Raw genomic sequence first — 24,565 nt, forward strand, 5'->3', positions numbered from 1 at the left:
TATTTGATCATGGCAAAGGAAATTAAATATGGCGCAGAAGCAAGAGCAGCATTAGAAGAAGGAGTTAATAAGCTGGCTGATACAGTCAGAGTTACGTTAGGACCAAAAGGACGTAACGTAGTTCTTGACAAATCTTTCGGAGCACCGCTTATTACTAATGATGGTGTTACAATTGCAAAAGAAATTGAATTAGAAGATGCATTTGAGAATATGGGTGCACAGCTTATCAAAGAAGTTGCATCTAAGACAAATGATGTTGCCGGAGATGGTACAACAACAGCTACAGTACTTGCACAGGCAATGGTACATGAAGGAATGAAGAACCTGGCAGCAGGAGCAAACCCGATCATCCTTAGAAAAGGAATGAAGAAAGCAACAGACAAAGCAGTTGAGACGATCGCTAAAATGTCCAGCAAAGTAAAAGACAAAGATCAGATCGCAAAAGTTGCAGCTATTTCTGCAAGTGATGAAGAAGTTGGAAAGATGGTTGCAGATGCAATGGAGAAAGTTTCCAATGACGGGGTTATCACAATTGAAGAATCCAAGACTATGAAGACAGAACTTGACCTTGTAGAAGGTATGCAGTTTGACCGTGGATATGTATCTGCATATATGGCTACAGATATGGATAAGATGGAAGCAAATCTGGATGATCCATATATCTTGATTACAGACAAGAAGATTTCTAACATTCAGGAGATCCTGCCAGTTCTGGAGCAGATCGTACAGTCCGGAGCAAGACTCCTGATCGTTGCAGAAGATATTGAAGGTGAGGCTCTTACAACACTGATCGTAAACAAACTGCGTGGAACATTCAATGTAGTAGGTGTTAAAGCGCCTGGATATGGTGACAGAAGAAAAGAGATGTTAAAAGATCTTGCAATTCTGACAGGCGGTCAGGTAATTTCAGAAGAACTCGGTATGGAGTTGAAAGATACAACACTGGATCAGCTTGGACGTGCAAAATCTGTAAAAGTTCAGAAAGAAAATACAGTTATCGTTGACGGATGCGGAGACAAACAGGCAATCGCAGACCGTGTAGCACAGATTAAAGCACAGATTGAAGAGACAACATCTGATTTCGACAGAGAGAAACTGCAGGAGAGACTTGCAAAACTTGCAGGCGGTGTAGCAGTTATCCGTGTAGGTGCTGCAACTGAGACTGAGATGAAAGAAGCAAAACTTCGTATGGAAGATGCACTTGCAGCAACAAGAGCAGCCGTAGAAGAAGGAATCATTGCAGGTGGCGGATCTGCTTATATTCACTGTGCAAAAGAAGTTGCCAAGATCGTTGCTGATTTGGATGGTGATGAGAAGACAGGTGCGAATGTTGTACTGAAAGCTCTGGAAGCTCCACTGCTCCGCATCGCTGCAAATGCAGGACTGGAAGGCGCAGTAATCATTAATAAAGTATATGAGTCAGAACCAGGAATCGGATTTGATGCATTAGCTGAGGAATATGTAGACATGGTTGAACATGGTATCCTTGATCCGGCTAAGGTAACAAGAAGTGCTCTGCAGAATGCAACAAGTGTTGCATCTACACTGCTGACAACAGAGTCCGTTGTTGCTAATATCAAAGAAGAGACACCGGCTATGCCTGCAGGTGCAGGTGCCGGAATGGGCATGATGTAAGAAAAAGTTAAGAAAACTCCCTGTATGGGGAGTTTTCTTTTTTCTTGTTTTTGTGCTACAATAGACACATTGAGAAAAGCGGAGGATGTAAGACATGAATGACATATGTACAGAACAGCTTATTAAAAGGAAGAAAAGCAAAGGTCAGTGGTTTCTGGAGGGAATGGTGCTTGCAGCGACTTTACTGAGTGTATATGGTGTCGTACATTGTCTTTTTTTTATAGTGCTTACAGTTATATTACTTGTAATGGATATATATTTGTATCTGGAATTTGATGCGGAATATGAATATTTATTTGTGAATGGGGAACTGGATGTTGACAAGATCATACATAAGTCGAGAAGAAGACGAATCTGTACAATAAAGTTAGAAGAAATAGAGGTCCTGGCTCCATTTGGAACAGGTGAACTCAGACAGTACCAGCGGGCAAAGAAAAGCGATTATAGCTCGGGCAGACGCAATGATCAGACTTATGTGCTAGTTGTTTCCAGGGCAGGAGAATTAAGAAAAATTATTTTTGAACCGAATCAGACGATTGTAGACGGGTATGCCGGAATGATTCCGGGAAAAGTTACATACAAATCTGCAAAATAGTCAGAAAAATGTATTTTGTATGTATAAAAAAACAAGTTGACAAACGATAGCAAAGTTCGTTATGATACCAGTTAATTATAGGAAAGAGCAAAACGGAGTTTTTACCCCGATAAGCTATAAATAAGGATAAGAGTGAAAGGAGTTTACCATGGGAAAAATTATTGGAGAAGGAATTACATTTGATGACGTGCTGCTTGTACCGGCATATTCTGAGGTGATTCCAAATCAAGTAGATTTATCCACGTATTTAACAAAAAATATTAAATTGAATATACCGATGATGAGTGCAGGTATGGATACGGTTACAGAACATCGTATGGCAATTGCAATGGCTCGTCAGGGTGGAATTGGTATCATTCATAAGAATATGACGATCGAGCAGCAGGCAGAGGAAGTTGATAAAGTAAAACGTTCTGAGAACGGTGTTATCACGGATCCATTTTATCTGTCTCCGGAACATACGTTGGAAGATGCCAATAATTTAATGGCAAAATTCCGCATTTCAGGTGTACCAATTACAGAAAACGGAAAACTGGTAGGCATTATCACGAACCGTGATCTGAAATTTGAAGAAGATTTTACGAAGAAGATTAAAGAATCAATGACTTCTGAGGGACTTATTACAGCACAGGAAGGAATTACGCTGGAAGATGCAAAGAAGATTCTTGCAAAAGCCAGAAAAGAGAAATTACCGATCGTAGACAAAGATTTCAATTTGAAAGGTCTTATTACGATTAAAGATATTGAAAAACAGATCAAATATCCACTGTCAGCTAAAGATTCCCAGGGAAGACTGCTCTGTGGTGCAGCACTTGGAATTACCGCAAACTGCCTGGAACGTGCACGGGAACTTGTGAATGCACATGTAGACGTTGTTGTTATGGATTCTGCACATGGACATTCTGCTAATGTACTCCGTACCGTAGATATGGTCAAATCCAAATTCCCGGATCTGCAGGTTATCGCAGGAAACGTTGCAACAGGAACAGCAGCAGAAGCGCTGATCAAAGCAGGAGCAGATGCAGTAAAGGTTGGTATTGGACCTGGATCTATCTGTACAACACGTGTCGTTGCAGGTATCGGTGTTCCACAGATCACAGCAGTTATGAATTGTTATGAAGCGGCAGACAAATATGGAATTCCGATTATCGCAGATGGTGGTATCAAATATTCAGGAGATATGACAAAAGCAATTGCAGCCGGTGCGAATGTATGTATGATGGGATCAATCTTTGCAGGATGTGATGAGAGCCCGGGAACATTTGAATTATATCAGGGAAGAAAATACAAAGTATACCGTGGCATGGGATCGATTGCTGCAATGGAGAACGGAAGCAAAGACCGTTATTTCCAGACAGATGCGAAGAAGTTAGTACCGGAAGGTGTAGAAGGACGTGTAGCATACAAAGGAACTGTAGAAGATACTGTATTCCAGTTGATGGGAGGTCTTCGTTCCGGTATGGGTTACTGCGGAACTCCAACAATTGAAGAACTCAAACAGAGAGGACAGTTCGTAAAGATCTCATCTGCATCTCTGAAAGAAAGTCATCCGCACGACATTCACATTACGAAAGAAGCTCCAAACTACAGTGTAGATGAGTAAAAGAGAATAATACCAGAGAAATTTGGCGTTATAATAGACATTACAGCAGGAGGCAAGATATGAAGCGGGCATTTGGAACATTGAAAACAAAAGAAAAGGCAGAATTGTATCTGTTGAAGAATGAAAAAGGGATGGAAGTTGCTATTTCCGATTATGGCGCAACGATTGTAAATGTGATCGTACCGGATAAGGAAGGACATCCGACGGATGTTGTTCTCGGATATGACGATGTCAGTGGTTATGAAAAAGGCGACCGTGTATTTGGCGCATTTGTAGGACGTGTGGCAAACCGTATTGCAGGAGGTTCATTTACATTAAATGGTAAGACTTATGAACTGACAAAGAATGATGGGGATAATACACTACACGGTGGTAGAGATATGATGAATAAGCGTATGTGGAAAGTTGAAGAATCTACAGATAACAGCGTGACTTTATCACTTGACAGCCCAGATGGAGACCAGGGATTTCCAGGAAATCTTAAGCTGACAGTAACTTATACGGTTACACCGGAGAATGAACTGGAAATTGTTTATGGATCAACAGCAGATGCAGATACACTGCTGAATCTTACAAATCACAGTTATTTTAATCTCGCCGGACAGGGAAGTGGCGATGTACTGGATCAGAAAGTAACGATCAGTGCAGATTATTTTACTCTTGCAGATGCCCAGAGTATTCCGACAGGTGAACTGACACCTGTAAAGGGAACACCGATGGATTTTAATGAAGCAAAAGCGATCGGACAGGATATAGAAGCGGATTACCAGCCGTTGATCGATGGAAAAGGTTACGATCATAACTGGGTGATCAGAGGTGAAGGATTCCGCAAAGCTGCCTCCATGTATTCTGATAAGACAGGAATCCATATGGATGTATATACAGATCTTCCGGGTATGCAGTTGTATACAGCAAACTATGTTGATTATGAGAAAGGCAAAGGCGGAGCTGAATACCGTATCCGCAATGCTGCCTGCTTTGAAACACAGTTTTTCCCGGATGCCATTCATCATTCGGAGTTTGCGCAGCCGGTTATCAAGGCGAATGAACTATTTACATCCAAAACGGTATATCAGTTTTCTATTCAATAAGAATTTACAAAAGGCATAGAATATATGCCATATGAATAATGTGTAGTATGAAGAGAACAAAAAAGATTAAAAACAGAAAAAAATCATTCACAACTATACAACAGAAAAAACAGGCTCAGCGCAGGATGCGGCTGGGCCTGCTTTTATTGGTGATTGTTATGGTTCTGGCAGCAGGAATCAGGATTTTACATCCGGAATGGCTGTCTGGAAAATACAGTGAAATAGACAATGCACAGGTTGATGCATCTAAACCTGATATTACAGTGAAACTTCTGACGCCGAATCCGTATTCCAGACCGGGGATAAAAACCGGTAAGATTAAGGGAATTGTTGTGCATTATACAGCAAATCCGGGTGCAACAGCAATGGGAAACCGAAACTACTTTGAGGGGCTCAAAGACAGTCATGTGACAAAAACGAGCAGTAATTTCATTGTAGGGCTGGATGGAGAAATCGTGCAGTGCGTGCCGACATGGGAAGTGGCGTATGCTTCCAATAACCGGAATAAAGATACGGTATCGATTGAGTGTTGCCATCCGGATAAGACGGGGGAATTTAATAAAGCGACTTATCGCTCAGTGATACATTTGTGTGCCTGGCTTTGCCTGAAGTTTGCTCTGTCACCGGATGATATTATTCGGCATTATGATGTCACCGGAAAGAACTGTCCGAAATATTTTGTAGAACATGAAAATGCCTGGAAACAGTTCCGGAAAGATGTAAAAAAAGCACTGGAAAAATCAAAGTGATATTGCTATAATATATAAGCGTATGTATATTTATACATAATTAAGAAAGAAATCGTAAGGAAAACAGGAGAGGCAAGCATGAACGACTTGGAACTGTACAGAGAGCAGTTAGCTCTGTGTGATGATAAAATTATTGATGCCCTTGTGGAAAGAAGCATGATCATAGAGAAAATCATGGCATACAAAGAAGAATATGGTATGCCGATTCTTCAGCCGGGACAGGAAGCAAAGCAGAAAAGAAGACTGGAAGAAAAGCTTTCAGATAATCGTTACAAGGATGAGATCTGTGACATTTTCCATTGTATCCGCAAGAACAGCAAGCGGATTCAAGCAAGAAAACTGTTTGATTACAATATTGTACTCATTGGTTTTATGGGCGCAGGCAAATCTACGATCTCAGATTATTTAAGTACGATGTTTGCGATGGAAATTGTTGAGATGGATCAGGTTATCGCAGAGAGAGAAGAGATGAGTATTCCGGATATCTTTGAAACGTATGGAGAAGAATATTTCCGTAATCTGGAAACCAATCTTCTTGTGGAAATGCAGGAGAAGAAGAATACAGTTATTTCCTGCGGAGGAGGAGCTGCCCTTCGCAAGAATAATGTGCAGGAGATGAAGAAGAATGGTAGAGTTGTACTTCTGACAGCAAGTCCACAGGTAATCTATGAACGTGTAAAGGACAGCAATGACCGTCCGGTTCTGAACGGCCGCAAGAATGTTGAAGGCATTTCCGAACTGATGGAGCAGAGACGTGAGAAATATGAAGCGGCTGCAGATATTGTTATCCAGACAGATAATAAGACTGTTCTGCAGATCTGTGAAGAACTGGTACAACGATTAATGGAGATGGATGAATAGACATGTTTGATAGATTTTTCCCGGATGCATATGTTGCATCTACTTATGTAATAGATTTTGAGAAACTGTATGAAGAAGGAATACGTGCCGTAATTTTTGATATTGACAATACGCTTGTTCCGCATGGTGCACCGGCAGATGACCGTGCGAAAGCACTTTTTGCGAGACTTAAAAAGATTGGTTATCAGTGCTGTCTGATCTCCAACAATCAGGAGCCACGTGTGAAGATGTTCAATCAGGATATCCAGGTGAATTATATCTGTGATGCGCATAAGCCTTCAACGAAAAATTACAAAAAAGCAATGGAGATTATGGAAACGGATGTTTCCAATACAGTATTTGTGGGAGATCAGCTTTTTACGGATGTCTGGGGAGCAAAAAGAGCCGGAATCAGAAATATTCTTGTGAAGCCGATCCATCCAAAAGAAGAGATACAGATTGTATTAAAACGTTACCTGGAGAAAATTGTTCTTTATTTTTATCAAAAAGAGCGAAAAGGACGGTAAAATGGGGCTGTACAGATAAAAAATAGTTGAAAAAAACGCTCAGATATTATAGAATGGAACAAGTGAGTAGAATTGATAAAGTGTGAAAACACATAATTTAAGGAGGATAAAAGTATGGCAACAAAGTCAGCAGGTGAATTTAGAAATGGTATGACACTGGAGATTGATGGTAAAGTATGTCAGGTTATTGATTTCATGCACGTTAAACCGGGAAAAGGTGCAGCATTCGTTCGTGTTAAATTAAAAGATATCATCAACGGTGGTGTAGTAGAGACAACATTCCGTCCTACAGAGTCTTTCCAGGAAGCATATATTGAGAGAAAGAAAATGCAGTATCTGTACAATGATGGAGATCTGTATTATTTCATGGATAATGAGACATTTGACCAAATCGCCGTAGGGACAGAAGACGTTGGTGATTCTCTGAAATTCGTAAAAGAGAACGAAGAAGTTACTGTAAGTTTATATCAGGAGAAACCTTTCGCAATCGAGCCACCGCTTACTGTTGAACTGGTTGTTACAGAGACGGAGCCTGGATTCAAAGGTAACACAGCTCAGGGAGCAAACAAACCGGCTATTGTTGAGACCGGTGCACAGGTTGCAGTTCCGTTATTTGTTGAGCAGGGAGAGAAGATTAAGATCGATACACGTTCCGGAGAGTACTTATCCAGAGCAAACTAATCTTTTCGAGTTAAAAGAAATATTAAAAAAGCCTTGCATTTTCTGCAAGGCTTTTTTATAATGATAAAACCATAATATTTATTCTAAATTTCTACAAGATGTGAAAAGCGGATTTTCCCGCATCAATTTCCGGAAGATAACTACAACAATGGCCAAAGAGGAGAAATATGACTTATCATCAATTTACTGAGGCATTGGAAAAAAGTGTGAAAGAAATGGCAGGATGTCTTTTGTCTGTCGAATTATGCAACAATAAAAAGAATAATGGAATCATCCGGAGCGGTCTGGTGATTTCAGAACAGCGTGTGAATGTTTCGCCGACGATTTATCTGGAAGGTTATTATGAACAGTACCAGTCTGGAAGCCAGGTAGATGAGCTGGCAAAAGAAGTTCTAAATGTATATGAAAAAGTGAAATTTGATCAGTCATGGGAAGAGCCGGAGATTTTTAATTATGAAAAGATAAAGAATAAGATCGTATTCAGGCTTGTCCAGAGAAGTAGGAATGAAGAATTTTTGAAAGAAATTCCACATGTGCCGATTCTGGATCTGGAGATTATTTTCTACATACTTTTAGAGATAACCAAAGACGGCATGGCTTCCATGCAGATCAGCAATGAAACAATGGAAAAATGGAACGTAGATGAAAAGGAACTTCTTGCAATTGCAATGATGAATATGAAAAAACACCTTCCGGCAAGATTTCATTCAATACAGAATGTGCTTTCCGAAGAAGGAATTGCTGTAGATAAAGCTGCAAGAATGTATGTACTGACGAATGAAAAGAAAAGTTTCGGGGCAGCAACTATGATATATCCAGGATGTTTAAATCAGATTGGTACATATCTGAAGGAAAACTTTTACGTCTTGCCAAGCAGTGTGCATGAAGTGATCATTGTTCCCGAAAAGGAGACCGATGACTGCATGAATCTGAACGAAATGGTTGCAAGCATTAATGCAGCCTGTGTACTGCCGGAAGAAATTCTTGAAAATCATGCCTATTATTATGACAGAATAGAGGACCGGCTTGCAATATGCTGATATGAAGGCATAAAAGAATCCAATGTATAAATTGGCTGTAAAAAAACATTTATTAGTTGTTGAGATTGTAAAAAGAATCAGGAAAAGTAGAAATGATAAAGTAAAGGAAATGTACGAAATGTCTATAGCATTTCCTTTACTTTAAAAGAAAAATATGGTAGTATAAATAATGCAGTTTGAAGAAAATTGTCATGCACCCGTAGCTCAGGGGATAGAGCACCGCCCTCCGGAGGCGGGAGCGGCGGTTCGAATCCGCCCGGGTGTGTATTTTAAAAGTGCATAGTATGTGGAGGTACTCTTATGAAAGGTGCGTTAGGAGCGGGCTTCACAGACAGGAATATTCAGAAGAGAAAAAGCAGAAGATGCCTGCTTTTCTTATTTTTTATCCTGATCTTGTTGAGCACCGGAATCGGACTTACGGGAGATAACACACAGAAGAAAGCACAAAAGATAGTAAGAGAAAAGCGCAGAACAAGAAATATGGGATGTAAAGTTGAACAACTGAATCCTCTGCGTAAGAATAGATCGCCGGAATTAAGACAGGCGGTAAGAGATTATTACAGATGTATAGCAGAGAAGACGGACTTTGTAGAAACATACAATCATCTCCAGATTTATATAAAAGATGGAGAATATGCAGATACATATGTAGCATTTGTAATGTACCGGATGAAGATTAAGCAGGTCTATACAGAGCTTCCGGGAGTAGGAACCTTGTATATTACGGAAAAGGATGGAAAGAATTTCCAGGTCAGGGTGAAACAACTGGATAGGCAGGAGATTGACCATATAAAATTGCTTGCCGGACAACATGATGTGAAAGCACTGCTTGAAAAGAGCCGCCGACAGTATCAGACGGCACTGAAGTCGGATGCATTACTTGCGGAATCGGTAAAGGAGTTACAGAAAGCACTGAATCATTCTTGATAGAGAGCGAGAAGCCAGATCTTTGCAAAAGGATCTGGCTTTTATGTATAGCATTACAGTGCCGGAAGTTTACCTGTGTCTATACAACGAAGAAAACGGCATTTGGATACATAAGATGAAAAAAGGAGCGAGCAATAAGATGAAAGGATACAGAGAGGCATACAAAAAAGCATTCCCATATACGATTCCGGTTTTGACCGGATATATATTTATCGGAGTAGCATTCGGAGTTATGTTTGCAGAAAAGGGATATTCATTTTTATGGGCTGCGCTTATGAGTATTCTTGTATATGCAGGTTCCGGACAGTATCTTGCTGTGAATTTTTTTGTTCCCGGAATATCAATTTTCCAGGTTGTCTTTATGACATTAATGGTTAACATCCGTCATGTTTTTTATGGAATTTCCTTATTGGAACGATTTAATGGTATGGGAAAGAAAAAATGGTATATGATTTTCAGCCTGACAGATGAAACATATTCCCTTTTGTGTACGACGAAGATTCCGGAAGGCATTGATGAAGGAAAATTCCTGTTTGCGATTGCTTCACTGGATCAGGTGTACTGGGTAGCTGGTTCAATCATTGGTGCAGTGGCGGGAAGTGTACTGCCATTTAATTCAGAAGGAATTGATTTTGCAATGACGGCATTGTTTGTTGTCATTTTTATTGAACAGTGGCTGGATAAAAAGAACCGGATTCCGGAAATTATCGGAGTGGCAGCAGCATTTATTGGATTGCAAATTTTCGGGGCATCCAGATTTGTACTGCCATCCATGTTATTAATTGTAATGATTTTATTTGTATCGAAAAAACAGCTTCAGAAGGAGGTGAACCTGTCATGCCAGTAAATGCAGCGTTATCAGCAATTATTATTCTGGCAGTTGCATTGACAACTTTTGGAACAAGAGTATTTCCGTTTCTTTTGTTTCCAGAAGGAAAAGAAATACCGCCAGTGATCCAGTATCTGGGAAAAGTACTGACTCCGGCGGTGATCGGGATGTTAGTAGTTTACTGCCTAAAGAATACACCAGTTTTTGTATCGCCACATGGCATACCAGAATTTCTTGCTGTGGCAGTGACGGCAGGACTTCATGTATGGAAACGTAATAACCTGTTAAGTATTGGTGTTGGTACAGCATTATATATGTTTTTGATCCAGGTTGTTTTTTAAGGTTTAAACATAGTTTTATCACAGTTTAAACACAATTATAGATTAGACTACTTAGTATAAACGAAGTAGTGAAAGGAGTAATGATTTATGGAAAATCAATATACTTATTATACACCGGATCAGGATGATCAGAATCAAAATGGACAGGGAGGTTATCAGTATCAGCCGCAGGATGAGAAACCACCGAAAAAGAAAACATCACATTGGGTAAAAGCAGTATGTTTCGGACTGGCATTTGGTGTGGCAGCAAGTGCGGCTTTTCAGACAAGTAATCTTGTGGGTGGCAAGGTTTTCAGCACATCAGGCAGTAAGACAAAAGAAGTTGCAACTGTAAACAGTGCAAAGATTACAACAAGTTCAGACAGTAGTTCAACAAGCTCAGATATTTCCAAAGTTGCAAGTAATGTAATGCCATCGGTTGTATCAATTACCAATTTAAGTGTACAGCAGGTTCAGAATTTCTTTGGTGGAGTGCAGGAGCAGGAAAGCAAGAGTGTAGGCTCTGGTATTATTATTTCCCAGACAGATTCAGAACTTCTGATTGTAACGAACAACCATGTAGTGGAAAGTAATAAAACGCTGACAGTTTCTTTTGTTGACAATAAGAGTGTAGAAGCACAGGTAAAGGGAACAGATTCTTCCAGAGACCTTGCAGTTATCGCTGTAAAGCTCAGTGATATCAAAGATTCTACATTAAATAAAATTAAAGTTGCAACGCTTGCAGATTCAGAAAAAGTGCAGGTCGGAGAGACGGCTATTGCAATTGGTAACGCACTTGGTTACGGTCAGTCTGTGACAACAGGTATTGTATCAGCAACCGGACGTACACTGGATGGAGTTAGTGGCAAACTAATCCAGACAGATGCAGCAATCAATCCGGGTAACAGTGGTGGCGCACTTCTGAATGCAAAGGGTGAAGTGATTGGTATTAATACTGCTAAGGTTGCGACAGATGCAGTAGAAGGCATGGGATATGCGATCCCAATTTCCAGCGCAAGTGATGTAATTAAAAATCTGATGAATCAGAAGACAAAAACAAAAGTAGCAGAAGGCAAACAGGGATATCTGGGAATTGAAGGCGTGGATGTGACTTCCGACAGTTCGCAGATGTATAATATGCCAACAGGTGTGTATGTATCTAATGTTATCTCTGGCGGAGGAGCAAAAAATGCAGGGATCACAAAGGGATGCGTAATCACAGAACTGGAAGGAACAACAGTGGACAGTATGTCTGCATTAAAAGAAGAACTGCAGTATTACAAAGTTGGCGAGAAAGTTAAAGTGACGATCCAGGTTCCAAATTCAAATGGAAGTTATAAAGAGCGTACCGTGAAAGTTACACTTGGAAAAAGCACACAATAAGTAAAATACACAGTAAGAGAAATGTTTTTGCCATTTTCTGTGATTTGTAGTATAATGCTAAGTAGATTACGATATGAGGAGGCAAAATATACCAATGAAGTGTCCGATTTGCGGCCAACAGCTCCGGCCGGGTAAAAAAGATCCAAATTACCTGTTATGTTATAATTGCAAGAAGAAGTTCAAAGTACCACAGAACAGGAAAGAACAGAAGCATGCTCCGGAAAGAAGAGAACCGGCAACGCAGGAAACATTGCACAGATCTATTAAGGAAGCATCTATGCAGCGTCAGGAAGAGGAAGAGCAGGAACAGAAGTATTCGAATATTCCACCAAAGAGCGTTCGTAAGAAACGTGAAGATGAGATGCGCAAAGCATATGATGAACTGTTAGCAGTAGAAGATGGCAGAAAGAAAAAGAAAAAAACTGCAAGAGTAGAAGAAGATTATGATTACGATGATGTTTATGAGGAAGAAGAGAAGCTTTCCAAAGCGCCTGTAATCATTCTTGGAATTGCAATCGTAGTTGTAGCAGCAGTAATTGTATATATGCTATTGAAATAATAAAAAGGATTTCCGGAATTTTTCCGGGAATCCTTTCTCTGTTTAGTTTTTGTTTTTGAAACATGCCCGGAGGTCAAATTCCGGGTTAAACGCATAGAAGTTTTTACTGTCCAGATGATCCTGTACGATGCGCAGACTTTCACCGAAACGTTGATAGTGTACGATTTCGCGTTCACGCAGGAAACGGATTGGTTCGCAGACTTCCGGATCTTTGACAAGGCGCAGAATGTTATCGTAGGTTGTACGTGCTTTTTGCTCTGGTGCGACCTCGTAAGAACAACATAGCTGGAAAGCCTTGAAAATACGTCATTTTGTATAGGACAAGTTTTTTCCTGCTACGGTTGCATAAGAACAAAAACATAGAAAAATGAAGATGAAACAAACTATCCTGCATAGTTCCAATAGTTTCAACAACTAAGACGTTCAGAAATGAGCGTCTATTTTTTTACCCAAAACGAAAGGAGAATCAAGAAATATGAATAAGATTATGAAGCGATTGCTTACGGGTTTCCTTACCCTTGCAACCGTATTTACTACTTTACCTGTCACGCAGATTCATGCTGCGGATTCTGTTTACACCACTACTGACGGTAAAGCAGGAACAATCGTTAAGGTTGATAATGGCGGTACAGAAATTAAAAGTTTTGAAGAAAGCATAATGACCGCTGACGGTCAGATTGCCTATTGTGTAGATATTAACACCGACTTTAAATCAGGATATAAAAATCGTGTTGACGCTAAAGACAGAATGAGTAACGACCAAATATCAGATGTAGCGTTGAATCTGGAATACGTCAAACAGTATTCCAAAACTCATAGTCTTTCCAGCAAGCAGGTTTATCTATTGGAACAATGCGTTGTCTGGCGTAGATTGAGCGTACACTTAGGTTGGGGGTATAACAATGTACGAGCTGCCTATGATGAAGTATCAGAAAAAATCCAGTCAGAAGTTTATGAGAACGCAAAGTCTTTCGCTAAAGAAAATAAAGACCGTTATGATTGCGGCGGTTATATCTATGTCGGCGAGGGGCAGGACTTAGGACAGTTCTGGGCGAAGCTGGCTGTCGGGAATGGCAAGATTCAGAAATCTTCCAGTAATGCTACAGTCACAAACGGGAACGACTGTTATTCCCTCTCTGGTGCGACTTATGGTGTTTATTCTGATAAAGGCTGCACGAAATCTGTTGCCACACTTACGACAAATGCCAGTGGAAATACTGATACTGTGGAATTAAGAGCCGCAACATACTATGTAAAGGAAACGAAAGCTCCAAAAGGATTCCAGTTAGATAAGAACGTCTATACTATGACGGTCAAGGCTGGCGAAACTTCCACATTGAAAGTCAGCGACACACCAAAAGTCACAGACACTTTGGTTGAGCTTTTCAAGATTGATATGGAAACTTCCAAAGCTACTCCACAGGGTAACGCTTCTTTGGAGGGTGCAGAGTTCGTCTGGAAGTATTATGACGGTTACTACACAAAAGACAATCTTCCATCAGAACCAACACGCACATGGACGACAAAGACAGTCGCTGAAAAAGACAGCAATAATGAAGTCCATTACATCTCAAGATTAGCGGATTCCTACAAGGTATCAGGTGACAGCTTCTATACACAAAACGGTACTATCTGCCTGCCACTTGGTACTATTACTATGGAAGAAAAGGCAGCTCCAAACGGTTACTTATTGGAGGGTGCTTATATGCAGGCTACCGGAAGTTCAGAACAGATAAAAGGCGTGTATGTGGCACAGATTACAGAAGATGGTGAGCTTGTAGCGTTAAGCGGCAGCAACCAGTATTCCGTATTAGACAAGGTTATCCGTGGCGGTGTCAAAATCCAGAAACGTGACCTTGAAACAAAAGATACGAAAGCACAAGGCGGTGCGACTTTAAAAGATACTGCCTTTACAATCATTTCCTTAAATGATAATGCTGTCTTGGTAGATGGCAAGCTATACAACAAAAATGAAGTCGTCAAGACAATCCATACAGGTGTTGACGGTATCGCTGCAACTGACGCTGATACACTTCCTTACGGTCACTATAAAATTTCAGAATCCAAAAATCCGACAGGATATTTGACAACTGGTGCGGTTGACTGTGAGTTTGACATTGTGAATGACGGTGAAATCATGGATTTAACAGATGAAGCACATTCCATCTACAACCAGATTATCCGTGGGGATATCGAGGGTGTGAAAATTGGTGACGGTACTCACAAGCGACTTACGAATGTTCCCTTTAGGATCACAAGCAAGACGACTGGTGAGAGCCATATCATTGTTACGGACGCAAACGGTCAATTCTCCACTTCTTCTGACTGGGTATCTCATAAACAGAATACCAACGCCGGAAAGACCAGTGAGGACGGTATCTGGTTTGGTACTTCCACACCAGACGACAGCAAAGGTGCATTGCTTTACGATACTTACACAATCGAAGAATTACGCTGCGATTCCAACAAAGGAATGACGCTGATTCCGGCGTTTGATGTAGTGGTGTCAAGAAATAAAGTAGTCGTGGACTTGGGTACACTCACAGATGAATATGAACCAGAAATCATTATCCATACGACTGCCACAGATAAGGTGACAGGTGAAAAATCAATCGTTGCCGGAAAGAGCGTGACTATCGTTGATACCGTCACTTTAGATGGTCTGACAAAAGGCACAAAATATCAGTTAAAAGGCTGGCAGATGGTGAAATCTGAAAATGCACAGCTTTTGATTGACGGTGAACCTGTGGAAAGTGATTACACATTCACTGCGAAAAAAGCAGAAATGGAAGTTGAGGTTTCCTATACGTTCAATGCTTCTGCTCTTGGCGGTAAAGACCTTGTGACATTCGAGGAATTGTACGATTTATCCAATCCAGATGAGCCTGTCAAAGTGGCAGAACACAAAGACATTAAGGACGACGGACAGACCGTGAAAATTGAAGAACGAGTGATTACGATTCATACCAATGCTGCCGGCAAAGTCACAGGAGAAAAGATGATTGTTGCTGGTAAAGAAGTAACTGTCATTGATACGGTCACTTTAGATGGCTTGGAAAAAGGTACAACATATCAGCTCAAAGGCTGGCAGATGGTGAAGTCTGAAAATGCACAGCTTCTTGTAGATGGTAAGCCTGTAGAAAGTGATTATACCTTTACTGCGGAAGATTCCAGTATGGAAGTTCAGATTGCCTTTACATTCAACGCTTCTTCTCTTGCTGGAAAAGACCTTGTGACATTTGAAGAATTATACGATTTATCCAATCCAGACGAGCCTACAAAGGTAGCGGAACATAAGGACATTGAGGACGAGGGGCAAACGGTGACGATTACGGAACGTATCATCACTATGCACACAACCGCCACAGACAAGGTAACAGGTGAAAAGACGATTGAAGCGGACAACAAAGTAACGATTGTCGATACGGTTACTTTAGACGGTTTGGAAAAAGGCGTAAAATATACTCTTAAAGGTTGGGAAATGGTGAAGTCTGAAAATGCAGAACTTCTGGTGCATGGTAAACGTGTGGAAAATGACCTTACTTTCACCGCTACAGACAGTCAGATGGAAGTTCAGATTGAATTTACATTCAATGCTTCGGAACTTGGTGGCAAAGAGCTTGTGACGTTTGAAGAATTGTACGATACGTCCAATCCAGATGAGCCTATCAAAGTGGCTGAACATAAGGATATCAAGGACGAGGGGCAGACTGTGACGATTAAAGAAAAACCAGAATCCCCTACGACACCAGAAGAACCTAGTACGCCGACAAAGACAAGCGATTCACCAAAAACAGGTGATAATACACCATTTGTCGCATTATTCGCCATGATGGGAATTTCCGCTGCTGGTCTTATCTTTGCTGGATATAAGAGATTCCGCAGAGTAAAGAAGTCTAAATAATACGGGAGGTATCGGCTTATGAAAGCAACTCCCCGTTCACCTCCCATCATAAAAAAGTCAGTCCGTGGCTGGCAACTCAACTAAATTCTGCTTGATTAACATTTATCTTTCTGAATGGGAATTGTCAAGGGTGCGGCAGCACAACGCTTGCCCTTGATAATTCACAGGCAGACAGATATTATCCCGATAGCAGAATGACACAATCAATCATTAAAAATATAGAAAGAAAAGAGGTAAACAATTTATGGAATTAAAACACGTTATCCCAAATATGGAAAAAACATTCGGAACTTTGGAATTTGCAGGTGAGAATAAGGTGGAACAGCGTAGGATCAACGGACGTATGACGGTCGTTTCCCGCAGCTTCAACCTTTATTCGGACGTACAGAGGGCAGATGATATTATCGTGGTGCTGCCTGCTTCTGCTGGTGAGAAGAACTTTGAATCAGAGGAAAAAGTGAAACTTATCAATCCCAAAATCACCGCAGAGGGTTACAAAATCGGTACAAGAGGATTCACAAATTATATCTTATCGGCTGACGATATGGTGAAAGCATAAGGAGGTAAAAACATTATGAGATTAGCAAACGGAATCATTATTGACAAGGAAAGAACTTTCGGAGTATTGAAATTCTCCGCATTAAGACGAGAGGTACATATCCAGAATGAGGACGGTACGGTTTCTGAAGAAATCAAGGAACGCACTTACGATTTGAAGTGCAAGGAGCAAGGACGCATGATACAGGTGAGTATTCCGGCTTCTGTTCCGTTAAAGGAATTTGACTACAACGCAGAGGTGGAAATCATGAATCCTGTGGCTGATACGGTGGCAACCGCTACATTTCAAGGTGCAGACGTTGACTGGTATATCAAGGCAGATGATATTGTTTTGAAGAATAAGAATGGTCAGTCAGCAGGAAATCCACAGCACCATAACCAGCAGCCGCAGGAGAAAAAGTAATTTATTATGTGATTGCTACTCGAATTAAATAGAGATATAATATATGTATTCTTATAATTTATTGAATGGAGGATTATTATGTATAAAAATTTGATTGACGTAGCAAAAAGAATTGTCGCAATAGCGAATACGAGGGAACAAAATCAACAGGAGGGATTTTTTTCATTATCGAATCTTAACTTATCAGATTATGATGTTACTTACGATAACCAACTAACAGAGATTCTTATGAATCTGGAGTTAGATGAAGTTATGGCGCTTCAAACAATAATGTACTTAGGTAGAGATAAAGACTATAATTCAAATCTTACTTCCGATGAAATTTTCCTTGATTATAAAAAGTATATTGAATCTTTAGGAATAAAAACAAAAGAATTAGAAGTAAGACAAATGGTTGAAAAAATGCCACTTGGTAAATACATTACAGATGGATATGCAATTCTAGGTATTATTCTTTAACATGATACATTCTATAAGCAGTTAATTTATTACAAATTAGCTGCTTTTTTCATATCCAGAAATATTATAGAAGAAAATATAGCAAACTGGTAACAAGCAATCTTGAATACTTTATGATTCTCTATTATAATTATTGTAAAAATTATAAATATAAGGAGAGGGTAATATGGCAATAGAATTTAATTTTAATAGACTGCAAAATTTGTATATTGCGACATTACATTCTTTTGATAAAGCCATGGCGTTTGACATAGAAATTGGAAGAGGAAGATTCTTATTTATGATGTATTTATCAGATGAAGATAAGGAGTCTAAAGATATGCTCTTTGTGTATATGCGAAACACAAGGATTTTGCGAAAAATAAAAATGTATGGTAATCATAAAAAAGGAGATTTTAAAGTTTTTATCAATGAGGAAGTTAAAAACAGATTTATTCAAGAGTTGCAATTAATTCCTAATGGTGGAGAATTTGATTTCATTTGTTTTTTGAATCAGCTTAATGAAAATATTCCTCTGGAAATTACACAGGATATAAAAGTAAGAACTCTAAGAAATAATAGAGATATCATCCGTACACTTAATGTAATTGATGAAGCTGAAAAAACAGTATTGATTGGAGATAGGCACTTATCAGTTGGTACACCACAGGATAAAACATTGAGAAAATTATATCTATACACAAATGCAAGTGCTGAAGATGTTACTCATTTGATTAAATTACTAAAAAAATTAAACAGAACTGTTGCTTGGACAACAGAAGATAACAATTACCGGGTTGCAGATATTCGTGAGATGATTAATTCATTAAACGGAAGTGAAAACTAATTCTATTAACTTAATATCTTATACAACATTAGCAGTAAATCTACAAGATTTGCTGCTTTTTTCGTGGAAAGGAGGATTTTATATGCCACAATTCAATAAACGCGGGAATCGTATCAGAGCCAGTGACAAATCACTGGTTTTTTGTTTCTCGGCTGGTTCGCTGCTTCTGCTATTCCTTACTGTGGTTATGCTGTTAAATCTAAAGACAATCCTAACTACTGATTGGAAAGCAATCTCTCTTTTTCAAGATGGCAGCGTCCATTTTACGGTCACGCCATATAGGATAGTCACAGTCATAGTGTCAGCTCTGGTCTGTGTGATTGCTGCTCTTTTTTATCAGCATTTCCAGTATGACAGAGTGAAGCAGCTCTTTCACCGTCAAAAACTGGCAAAGATGATACTTGAAAATGGCTGGTATGAATCGGAAACGACACAGGGCAACGGATTTTTCAAGGATTTACCAGCAAGCACGAAAAAAGAAAAAATCACCTATTTCCCTAAACTGTATTACCGTATGGATAATGGACTATTGTATATCCGTATAGAAATCACGTTGGGGAAATATCAAGACCAGCTCCTACATTTGGAGAAAAAGCTGGAAACAGGCTTATACTGTGAGCTGATTTCTAAAGAATTAAAGGACAGCTATGTGGAGTATGTGCTGCTTTATGATACGATTGCGAACCGTATCAGCATTGACGAAGTACAAGCTGAACATGGCAGTCTGCGTCTGATGAAAAATGTATGGTGGGAGTATGACAAGCTCCCCCATATGCTGATTGCTGGCGGCACTGGCGGCGGTAAAACTTACTTTATCCTTACTATCATTGAAGCTCTGCTCCGTTGCAATGCGGTCATGTATGTGTTAGACCCTAAAAATGCCGACCTTGCGGATTTATCTGTCGTCATGCCAGAAGTCTACTACAAAAAGGACGATATAACCGCCTGTATTGACAGATTCTATGACGGTATGATGGCAAGAAGTGAAGCCATGAAGCTAATGGAAAACTACAAGACAGGTGAAAACTACGCCTATTTAGGACTATCGCCCCACTTCCTTATCTTTGATGAATATGTGGCGTTCATGGAAATGCTGACAACAAAGGAAAATGCTGCTGTCCTTAACAAACTGAAACAGATAGTCATGCTTGGACGACAGGCAGGATATTTTCTAATTCTCGTCTGTCAGCGACCAGACGCAAAGTATCTCGGTGATGGAATCCGTGACCAATTCAATTTCCGTGTGGCATTGGGGCGTATGTCGGAACTTGGGTACAGTATGATGTTCGGTGAAGTAGACAAGGACTTTTTTCTGAAACAGATTAAAGGGCGTGGCTACGTTGATACGGGAACGAGTGTCATATCCGAGTTTTACACTCCCCTTGTACCAAAAGGACACGATTTCCTAAAAGAAATAGGCAGATTGTCACAAAACAGGCAGGACGGACAGGCGGCGTGCGAAGCGAAAACCGCAGGTACGGACTAGCCTGTGTTGGGGTGGCGTAAGCCGCCCCAACTATCAGCCCCCATTATCTAACAGGGGGGCACAAATTAACTGGAAACAGTCAATCAAATATCGGAAAAGCCACTAAAACAGTGAACTTTTCAAACATTCAATGGAGTGTGACAAAATCGGTAAATGTCACATTCCTTTTTCGATTGGAGGGATTGAAACTGAATGATACCGACTGGATAAACAACCTTAAAGAAAAACGGACGCAGTACGGCGTTTCCCAGAACCGATTAGCGGTCATGGCTGGTGTCAGCCGAGAATATGTCAGCCGCTTGGAATCTGGAAAAGTAGCCTTGACGGAAGAAATCAAGGTGAAATTCACGGACGCTCTGGAAAAACTGAATCCAGAGAATCCGCTGGAAATGGTCTTGGATTACGTCAGAATCCGATTCCCCACACAGGACGTTAAGCACGTTGTTGAGGATATTCTCAAATTAAGGCTTGATGTGATGATACATGAGGATTACGGGTTCTACTCCTATGCGGAACATTATGTGTTGGGTGATGTGTTCGTGCTGGCTTCACCCGATAAGGAAAAAGGCACATTGCTGGAGCTGAAAGGCAAAGGCTGTCGGCAGATGGAAAGTTACCTGCTGGCACAGCATAGGAGCTGGTATGACTTTCTTATGGACGCTCTGATAGAGGGAGGTGTAATGAAGCGTCTTGACCTTGCTATCAACGATATGGCAGGAATATTGGACATTCCAGAGCTGACAGAGAAATGCAACCATGAGGAATGTATTTCCGTATTCCGCAGTTTCAAGAGCTACCGCAGCGGTGAGCTGGTAAGAAGCATGGAACAGGATAAATACGGTATGGGAAATACATTGTATGTGGGTTCGCTCAAATCAGAAGTTTATTTCTGTATCTACGAAAAGGACTATGAACAATACGCAAAGTATGACATAGCCATTGAAGATACGAAAATCAAGAACCGTTTTGAAATAAGACTTAAAAATGAGCGAGCCTATTATGCGGTACGTGACCTGCTGACCTACTATGACGCAGAGCGTACCGCTTTTGATATTATCAACCGTTATATGCGATTTGCTGACAAGGAGGTGGAGAAGCGACGCAGCGAATGGAAAACCAATGAGAAATGGGCGTACTTTATCGGTTCTGATCGTGGGCGTTTGAAACTGACGACCAAACCAGAACCTTACACGCTCACTCGGACGCTCAACTGGATAAGCAGACAGGTAGCTCCCACATGGAAAGTCTTGCAACAGATAGACAATACCAATGGTACGACCTATATCAAAGACATTTTAGACCATGCGAAGCTCACGGAGCGTCACAAGAAACTGATTGAACAACAGACGACTTCCACAGAGGAAATCATCAACAAGGAGGAATGACAACATGAAACATATTTTATTTGATTTATTCCTGTTCGCACTTGGGGCAGGATTCGGTGTAGTTACTATGTGTCTTATGCAGACTGCAAAAGTCGCAGATAGAGAAATTGAAATGATGGAAAGGAGCAGAAAATAATGAATTTCGGACAGAACTTATACAACTGGTTTTTATCTAACGCACAAAGCCTTGTATTGATGGCGATTGCGGTTATCGGCGTGTATCTCGGATTCAAACGTGAATTTTCCAAACTTATCGGATTCTTGGTGATTGCCTTAATCGCTGTCGGCTTGGTATTCAATGCCGCTGGTGTAAAAGACGTACTGTTACAATTATTTAATAAGATTATCGGGGCATAGAAAGATTGCTTGCCGGACTGTAAATTGATATAATATATATAAAAATGAAAGGAAGTATATATTATGAAGTTTACAGAATTAGCAAATAGATTAACTGGTATTAGTTGCCCTGTTTTTGGAATTTCATGGAATCCAGTTGACACAGAGCGTTCTATCGCTCGCAGAATTATTATCTTTCTTGAGCCACGCCGAGTTTTATATCGAGAATTAGATTATGAATCCTTATGCCCTTGTATAACATCTGTAACAGAAATTAAAAATTATTTAACCTCTGAATTACCAAATGTTGACGAAAAATCCAATTTAAATGGATATATAAGAGCTATGCGAAGCTCATGTAATAAATTTCTAAATAAGTGTCCAGATAAAAAAGAATTTCGTTGTCACGCATGTCAACCTGGAACGCTTGACAACATGATTTTTACATCTGCTGTTGGCGAATTGAGAGGTGTTTTTGGCGTGATGATAGGTCAAATTGCAAAAGCATATGGTATAGACGTTGAAGATGAATTAGCAGATATTATTCCAGAATAGGAGTATGAATGGTGAAAGAAATAATTAATTGGTGTAATTCAAATAATGGATTTGCTACTATATTGCTGTCAGCCTTAACACTTTTGGTAAGCATAATTGCAATTATAGTTTCAATACATGCAGCAAGATTACCTTATAAAAAGAAACTGATAGTAAGTGGTGGCTCATTTATCAGTGTTGGGGGAATAGGACTACATATCACAGCTACGAATGTAGGAAACAGGCAAATTAAAATTTCTAACATTGGATTTCGAATAAAAAAGCATGTATATATAAATCCACATACAATACATGAAAGTCAAATCATACTTGGACAGGGCGAGGTAACAAGTCAATATTATGACATTAATGATTTTAAAAAAGCAATATATGATATGCAACTTGACGGTTCAACAAAAATTTATGCATATGTAAAAGATACCGAGGGAAAAGAATATAAGAAATATTTTTCCAGAGTATCACATGTAGCACAATTCAAGCAGTAAATCTTAACGGTTTGCTGCTTTTTTTATGCAAATTTTTAAGATTGGAGGACAACATGAAAACAGATATTTTTGAGGATATGAAAGAACATGTTGGCTGTGAAAATATTTCCGACTTGCCCTACCGCAAACGTGCGGTGTGGGAAATCATCAAGCAGCACTCGCCACTGGATTATCCAAAAGAACAGTTACAAAAGTTTTCTTATTATGTATTTGGTGTAGATTATGCTGTTATAATGGGAATACTGGAAATGAAAGGAAGTGACAGACCATGCAGGAAATGAGAATCTACCTTTTAAACAATACAAAACCTTATCATGACGAGGACGACGGTTACTCTGGCGACTGGTTCAACTGTCCTGTGGATTTTGAGGAAGTCAGAGAGAAGCTCGGTGTTGAACATGAAGAACAGATTGAGATTGCTGACTATGAGCTGCCCTTTGATATACACAGTGATATGCCCCTTTGGGAAATCAACGCCAACTGCCGCATGGTACTTGAATTGGAGGGTACGCCTATCGGCAATGAAATGAAAGCCATTCAGCAGAAATGGTTTTCCAGTTTCGAGGAATTTATCGACCACAAGGACGAGATACGCTATTATGATGTGGGTGACGGTGCGGCTCTTGCAGAATACCTTATCTGTGAGGAAAATGTTTTTGGTGAGATTCCTCACGAATTACAAAAGCATATTGATTATCATTCCTACGGAAACGAGCTGGAAATGGACGACAGATACCTTTTCACAACCAGCGGCGTATTCCGTTATCAGTAAAGGGGAGATGTAGTATCGAAGAAATGCAGGTTTATATCGCGAATCTCGGTAAATACAATGAGGGTGAGCTTGTGGGTGCATGGTTCACACCGCCCATTGATTATGACGAAATGGCGGAACGTATCGGCTTGAATGACGAATACGAGGAATATGCTATTCATGATTATGAGCTGCCCTTTGCGATTGACGAGTACACACCTATTGAGGAAGTCAACCGCCTTTGTGAAATGGTAGAAGATTTACCAGAGGATATACAGGACGAATTATCAGAACTTCTCTGCTGTTTCAGCAGCATAGAGGAATTATGCGAACACGCAGACGATATTATCCATTATCCCGATTGTGACGATATGACAGATGTTGCCTATTACTTCATAGATGAATGTCAAAGTCTGGGTGAGATACCAGACAGAATCCGCAATTACATAGACTATGAAGCCTACGGGCGAGACCTTGATTTAGAGGGGCGTTTTGTCGTCACCAATCATGGCGTGTTTGAATGTCCGTATTAACCATTACAACTGAATATCAAAACATCAGCCAGTGAAATGACACTGGTTATTTTTATGCAGCAGCTTGTGAAAACAGGCTGCTGTTTCCATGTAAAGAAAAATCTT

General features: G+C 40.1%; 28 protein-coding genes, 1 tRNA gene and 1 pseudogene. 29 read left to right on the plus strand and 1 reads right to left on the minus strand.

The features are described from left to right. The first annotated feature begins 9 nt into the window (after positions 1–9). From groL to DW152_RS00835, 15 genes are all read left to right on the plus strand, one after another. A complete protein-coding gene (groL, locus tag DW152_RS00765) occupies positions 10–1,635 on the plus strand; it encodes a chaperonin GroEL (RefSeq protein WP_021861596.1) in 1,626 nt (541 codons plus the stop codon). A gap of 94 nt (positions 1,636–1,729) precedes the next feature. Beyond that, on the plus strand, positions 1,730–2,230 hold the full coding sequence (locus tag DW152_RS00770; protein ID WP_021861595.1) for a DUF6106 family protein: 501 nt from the start codon (positions 1,730–1,732) through the stop codon (positions 2,228–2,230). Positions 2,231–2,378: 148 nt separating this feature from the next. After that, positions 2,379–3,833 (plus strand): IMP dehydrogenase, encoded by a 1,455-nt coding sequence (gene guaB, locus DW152_RS00775; protein WP_118287762.1) that lies wholly within the window; start codon positions 2,379–2,381, stop codon positions 3,831–3,833. A gap of 59 nt (positions 3,834–3,892) precedes the next feature. Next, entirely contained in the window at positions 3,893–4,924 is a 1,032-nt protein-coding gene (locus DW152_RS00780; protein ID WP_021861593.1) for an aldose epimerase family protein, read from the plus strand. A gap of 38 nt (positions 4,925–4,962) precedes the next feature. Then, the gene (locus DW152_RS00785) at positions 4,963–5,673 is read left to right on the plus strand and encodes a peptidoglycan recognition protein family protein (protein ID WP_408640160.1); all 711 of its coding nucleotides are present in this window, start codon (positions 4,963–4,965) and stop codon (positions 5,671–5,673) included. A 78-nt stretch (positions 5,674–5,751) separates the two neighbouring features. Further along, complete coding sequence (locus DW152_RS00790; RefSeq protein ID WP_117538152.1) at positions 5,752–6,534, plus strand: shikimate kinase; 783 nt, start codon at positions 5,752–5,754, stop codon at positions 6,532–6,534. Positions 6,535–6,536: 2 nt separating this feature from the next. Further along, on the plus strand, positions 6,537–7,040 hold the full coding sequence (locus DW152_RS00795; RefSeq protein ID WP_118287763.1) for a YqeG family HAD IIIA-type phosphatase: 504 nt from the start codon (positions 6,537–6,539) through the stop codon (positions 7,038–7,040). Positions 7,041–7,154: 114 nt separating this feature from the next. Then, positions 7,155–7,721: an elongation factor P gene (gene efp / locus DW152_RS00800; protein ID WP_021861589.1), complete on the plus strand. Its 567-nt coding sequence runs from the start codon at positions 7,155–7,157 to the stop codon at positions 7,719–7,721. A gap of 167 nt (positions 7,722–7,888) precedes the next feature. Continuing rightward, positions 7,889–8,761: a DUF5688 family protein gene (locus DW152_RS00805; RefSeq protein WP_118287764.1), complete on the plus strand. Its 873-nt coding sequence runs from the start codon at positions 7,889–7,891 to the stop codon at positions 8,759–8,761. A 193-nt stretch (positions 8,762–8,954) separates the two neighbouring features. After that, a tRNA-Arg gene (locus tag DW152_RS00810) sits at positions 8,955–9,026 on the plus strand. 35 nt (positions 9,027–9,061) lie between these two features. Continuing rightward, entirely contained in the window at positions 9,062–9,688 is a 627-nt protein-coding gene (locus tag DW152_RS00815; RefSeq protein WP_118287765.1) for a hypothetical protein, read from the plus strand. A gap of 139 nt (positions 9,689–9,827) precedes the next feature. Continuing rightward, positions 9,828–10,535 (plus strand): AzlC family ABC transporter permease, encoded by a 708-nt coding sequence (locus DW152_RS00820; protein ID WP_021861586.1) that lies wholly within the window; start codon positions 9,828–9,830, stop codon positions 10,533–10,535. After that, positions 10,526–10,858 (plus strand): branched-chain amino acid transporter permease, encoded by a 333-nt coding sequence (locus DW152_RS00825; RefSeq protein WP_118287766.1) that lies wholly within the window; start codon positions 10,526–10,528, stop codon positions 10,856–10,858. The genes DW152_RS00820 and DW152_RS00825 overlap by 10 nt, the downstream gene beginning before the upstream one ends. Positions 10,859–10,945: 87 nt before the next feature. Next, a complete protein-coding gene (locus DW152_RS00830) occupies positions 10,946–12,220 on the plus strand; it encodes a S1C family serine protease (protein WP_118287767.1) in 1,275 nt (424 codons plus the stop codon). Positions 12,221–12,314: 94 nt separating this feature from the next. Next, positions 12,315–12,779, plus strand: a complete 465-nt coding sequence (locus tag DW152_RS00835) for a hypothetical protein (protein WP_021861584.1) — start codon at positions 12,315–12,317, stop codon at positions 12,777–12,779. A 42-nt stretch (positions 12,780–12,821) separates the two neighbouring features. Here DW152_RS00835 and DW152_RS13670 read toward each other — a convergent pair. Beyond that, positions 12,822–13,049: pseudogene (locus DW152_RS13670) on the minus strand (manganese catalase family protein); the annotation flags it as partial. A 205-nt stretch (positions 13,050–13,254) separates the two neighbouring features. Here DW152_RS13670 and DW152_RS00845 point away from each other — a divergent pair. The 14 genes from DW152_RS00845 (at position 13,255) to DW152_RS00910 (ending at position 24,460) form a co-directional block, all read left to right on the plus strand. Further along, entirely contained in the window at positions 13,255–16,683 is a 3,429-nt protein-coding gene (locus DW152_RS00845) for a VaFE repeat-containing surface-anchored protein (RefSeq protein WP_118287768.1), read from the plus strand. Positions 16,684–16,927: 244 nt separating this feature from the next. Continuing rightward, entirely contained in the window at positions 16,928–17,242 is a 315-nt protein-coding gene (locus DW152_RS00850) for a YdcP family protein (RefSeq protein ID WP_008393072.1), read from the plus strand. Positions 17,243–17,257: 15 nt separating this feature from the next. After that, positions 17,258–17,644 (plus strand): YdcP family protein, encoded by a 387-nt coding sequence (locus DW152_RS00855; RefSeq protein ID WP_117533876.1) that lies wholly within the window; start codon positions 17,258–17,260, stop codon positions 17,642–17,644. A 78-nt stretch (positions 17,645–17,722) separates the two neighbouring features. Continuing rightward, the gene (locus tag DW152_RS00860; protein ID WP_118287769.1) at positions 17,723–18,103 is read left to right on the plus strand and encodes a DUF3775 domain-containing protein; all 381 of its coding nucleotides are present in this window, start codon (positions 17,723–17,725) and stop codon (positions 18,101–18,103) included. Positions 18,104–18,269: 166 nt separating this feature from the next. Further along, positions 18,270–18,929 (plus strand): hypothetical protein, encoded by a 660-nt coding sequence (locus tag DW152_RS00865; protein WP_117579315.1) that lies wholly within the window; start codon positions 18,270–18,272, stop codon positions 18,927–18,929. Positions 18,930–19,011: 82 nt separating this feature from the next. Then, entirely contained in the window at positions 19,012–20,415 is a 1,404-nt protein-coding gene (locus DW152_RS00870) for a helicase HerA domain-containing protein (protein WP_118287770.1), read from the plus strand. Positions 20,416–20,552: 137 nt separating this feature from the next. Next, positions 20,553–21,800, plus strand: a complete 1,248-nt coding sequence (mobT, locus tag DW152_RS00875; protein WP_118287771.1) for a MobT family relaxase — start codon at positions 20,553–20,555, stop codon at positions 21,798–21,800. A 4-nt stretch (positions 21,801–21,804) separates the two neighbouring features. Continuing rightward, complete coding sequence (locus DW152_RS00880; RefSeq protein ID WP_117533886.1) at positions 21,805–21,936, plus strand: DUF3789 domain-containing protein; 132 nt, start codon at positions 21,805–21,807, stop codon at positions 21,934–21,936. Continuing rightward, positions 21,936–22,157 carry a hypothetical protein gene (locus DW152_RS00885; protein ID WP_005363222.1) on the plus strand — a complete coding sequence of 74 codons (222 nt, stop codon included), beginning with the start codon at positions 21,936–21,938 and terminating at the stop codon, positions 22,155–22,157. The genes DW152_RS00880 and DW152_RS00885 overlap by 1 nt, the downstream gene beginning before the upstream one ends. Before the next feature lie 63 nt (positions 22,158–22,220). Further along, the gene (locus DW152_RS00890) at positions 22,221–22,691 is read left to right on the plus strand and encodes a DUF6650 family protein (protein WP_117533888.1); all 471 of its coding nucleotides are present in this window, start codon (positions 22,221–22,223) and stop codon (positions 22,689–22,691) included. 8 nt (positions 22,692–22,699) lie between these two features. Next, positions 22,700–23,176 (plus strand): hypothetical protein, encoded by a 477-nt coding sequence (locus tag DW152_RS00895; RefSeq protein WP_118287772.1) that lies wholly within the window; start codon positions 22,700–22,702, stop codon positions 23,174–23,176. Positions 23,177–23,229: 53 nt separating this feature from the next. Then, positions 23,230–23,457, plus strand: coding sequence for a hypothetical protein (locus DW152_RS00900; protein ID WP_118287773.1), 228 nt, complete (start codon positions 23,230–23,232; stop codon positions 23,455–23,457). Beyond that, positions 23,454–23,948 (plus strand): antirestriction protein ArdA, encoded by a 495-nt coding sequence (locus DW152_RS00905; RefSeq protein WP_147621156.1) that lies wholly within the window; start codon positions 23,454–23,456, stop codon positions 23,946–23,948. Before DW152_RS00900 ends, DW152_RS00905 begins: the two co-directional genes overlap by 4 nt. Positions 23,949–23,971: 23 nt before the next feature. Further along, positions 23,972–24,460, plus strand: a complete 489-nt coding sequence (locus tag DW152_RS00910) for an antirestriction protein ArdA (protein ID WP_117533896.1) — start codon at positions 23,972–23,974, stop codon at positions 24,458–24,460. Positions 24,461–24,565 lie beyond the last annotated feature (105 nt).

This window comes from Dorea sp. AM13-35, assembly GCF_003473885.1.
GTDB lineage: Bacteria > Bacillota > Clostridia > Lachnospirales > Lachnospiraceae > Dorea_D > Dorea_D hominis.

Bases quoted from the DNA above. Each gene is read 5' to 3' on its own strand.
- DW152_RS00830 (WP_118287767.1), top strand. From the start codon at position 10,946: ATGGAAAATCAATATACTTATTATACACCGGATCAGGATGATCAGAAT.
- DW152_RS00785 (WP_408640160.1), top strand. From the start codon at position 4,963: ATGTGTAGTATGAAGAGAACAAAAAAGATTAAAAACAGAAAAAAATCA.
- DW152_RS00870 (WP_118287770.1), top strand. From the start codon at position 19,012: ATGCCACAATTCAATAAACGCGGGAATCGTATCAGAGCCAGTGACAAA.
- DW152_RS00890 (WP_117533888.1), top strand. From the start codon at position 22,221: ATGAAGTTTACAGAATTAGCAAATAGATTAACTGGTATTAGTTGCCCT.
- DW152_RS00790 (WP_117538152.1), top strand. From the start codon at position 5,752: ATGAACGACTTGGAACTGTACAGAGAGCAGTTAGCTCTGTGTGATGAT.
- DW152_RS00865 (WP_117579315.1), top strand. From the start codon at position 18,270: ATGGCAATAGAATTTAATTTTAATAGACTGCAAAATTTGTATATTGCG.
- DW152_RS00910 (WP_117533896.1), top strand. From the start codon at position 23,972: ATGCAGGTTTATATCGCGAATCTCGGTAAATACAATGAGGGTGAGCTT.
- DW152_RS00905 (WP_147621156.1), top strand. From the start codon at position 23,454: ATGAGAATCTACCTTTTAAACAATACAAAACCTTATCATGACGAGGAC.
- DW152_RS00880 (WP_117533886.1), top strand. From the start codon at position 21,805: ATGAAACATATTTTATTTGATTTATTCCTGTTCGCACTTGGGGCAGGA.
- DW152_RS00815 (WP_118287765.1), top strand. From the start codon at position 9,062: ATGAAAGGTGCGTTAGGAGCGGGCTTCACAGACAGGAATATTCAGAAG.
- DW152_RS00805 (WP_118287764.1), top strand. From the start codon at position 7,889: ATGACTTATCATCAATTTACTGAGGCATTGGAAAAAAGTGTGAAAGAA.
- DW152_RS00820 (WP_021861586.1), top strand. From the start codon at position 9,828: ATGAAAGGATACAGAGAGGCATACAAAAAAGCATTCCCATATACGATT.
- DW152_RS00825 (WP_118287766.1), top strand. From the start codon at position 10,526: ATGCCAGTAAATGCAGCGTTATCAGCAATTATTATTCTGGCAGTTGCA.
- guaB (WP_118287762.1), top strand. From the start codon at position 2,379: ATGGGAAAAATTATTGGAGAAGGAATTACATTTGATGACGTGCTGCTT.
- DW152_RS00850 (WP_008393072.1), top strand. From the start codon at position 16,928: ATGGAATTAAAACACGTTATCCCAAATATGGAAAAAACATTCGGAACT.
- efp (WP_021861589.1), top strand. From the start codon at position 7,155: ATGGCAACAAAGTCAGCAGGTGAATTTAGAAATGGTATGACACTGGAG.
- groL (WP_021861596.1), top strand. From the start codon at position 10: ATGGCAAAGGAAATTAAATATGGCGCAGAAGCAAGAGCAGCATTAGAA.
- DW152_RS00885 (WP_005363222.1), top strand. From the start codon at position 21,936: ATGAATTTCGGACAGAACTTATACAACTGGTTTTTATCTAACGCACAA.
- DW152_RS00780 (WP_021861593.1), top strand. From the start codon at position 3,893: ATGAAGCGGGCATTTGGAACATTGAAAACAAAAGAAAAGGCAGAATTG.
- DW152_RS00835 (WP_021861584.1), top strand. From the start codon at position 12,315: ATGAAGTGTCCGATTTGCGGCCAACAGCTCCGGCCGGGTAAAAAAGAT.
- DW152_RS00770 (WP_021861595.1), top strand. From the start codon at position 1,730: ATGAATGACATATGTACAGAACAGCTTATTAAAAGGAAGAAAAGCAAA.
- DW152_RS00845 (WP_118287768.1), top strand. From the start codon at position 13,255: ATGAATAAGATTATGAAGCGATTGCTTACGGGTTTCCTTACCCTTGCA.
- DW152_RS00855 (WP_117533876.1), top strand. From the start codon at position 17,258: ATGAGATTAGCAAACGGAATCATTATTGACAAGGAAAGAACTTTCGGA.
- DW152_RS00895 (WP_118287772.1), top strand. From the start codon at position 22,700: ATGGTGAAAGAAATAATTAATTGGTGTAATTCAAATAATGGATTTGCT.
- DW152_RS00860 (WP_118287769.1), top strand. From the start codon at position 17,723: ATGTATAAAAATTTGATTGACGTAGCAAAAAGAATTGTCGCAATAGCG.
- DW152_RS00900 (WP_118287773.1), top strand. From the start codon at position 23,230: ATGAAAACAGATATTTTTGAGGATATGAAAGAACATGTTGGCTGTGAA.
- DW152_RS00795 (WP_118287763.1), top strand. From the start codon at position 6,537: ATGTTTGATAGATTTTTCCCGGATGCATATGTTGCATCTACTTATGTA.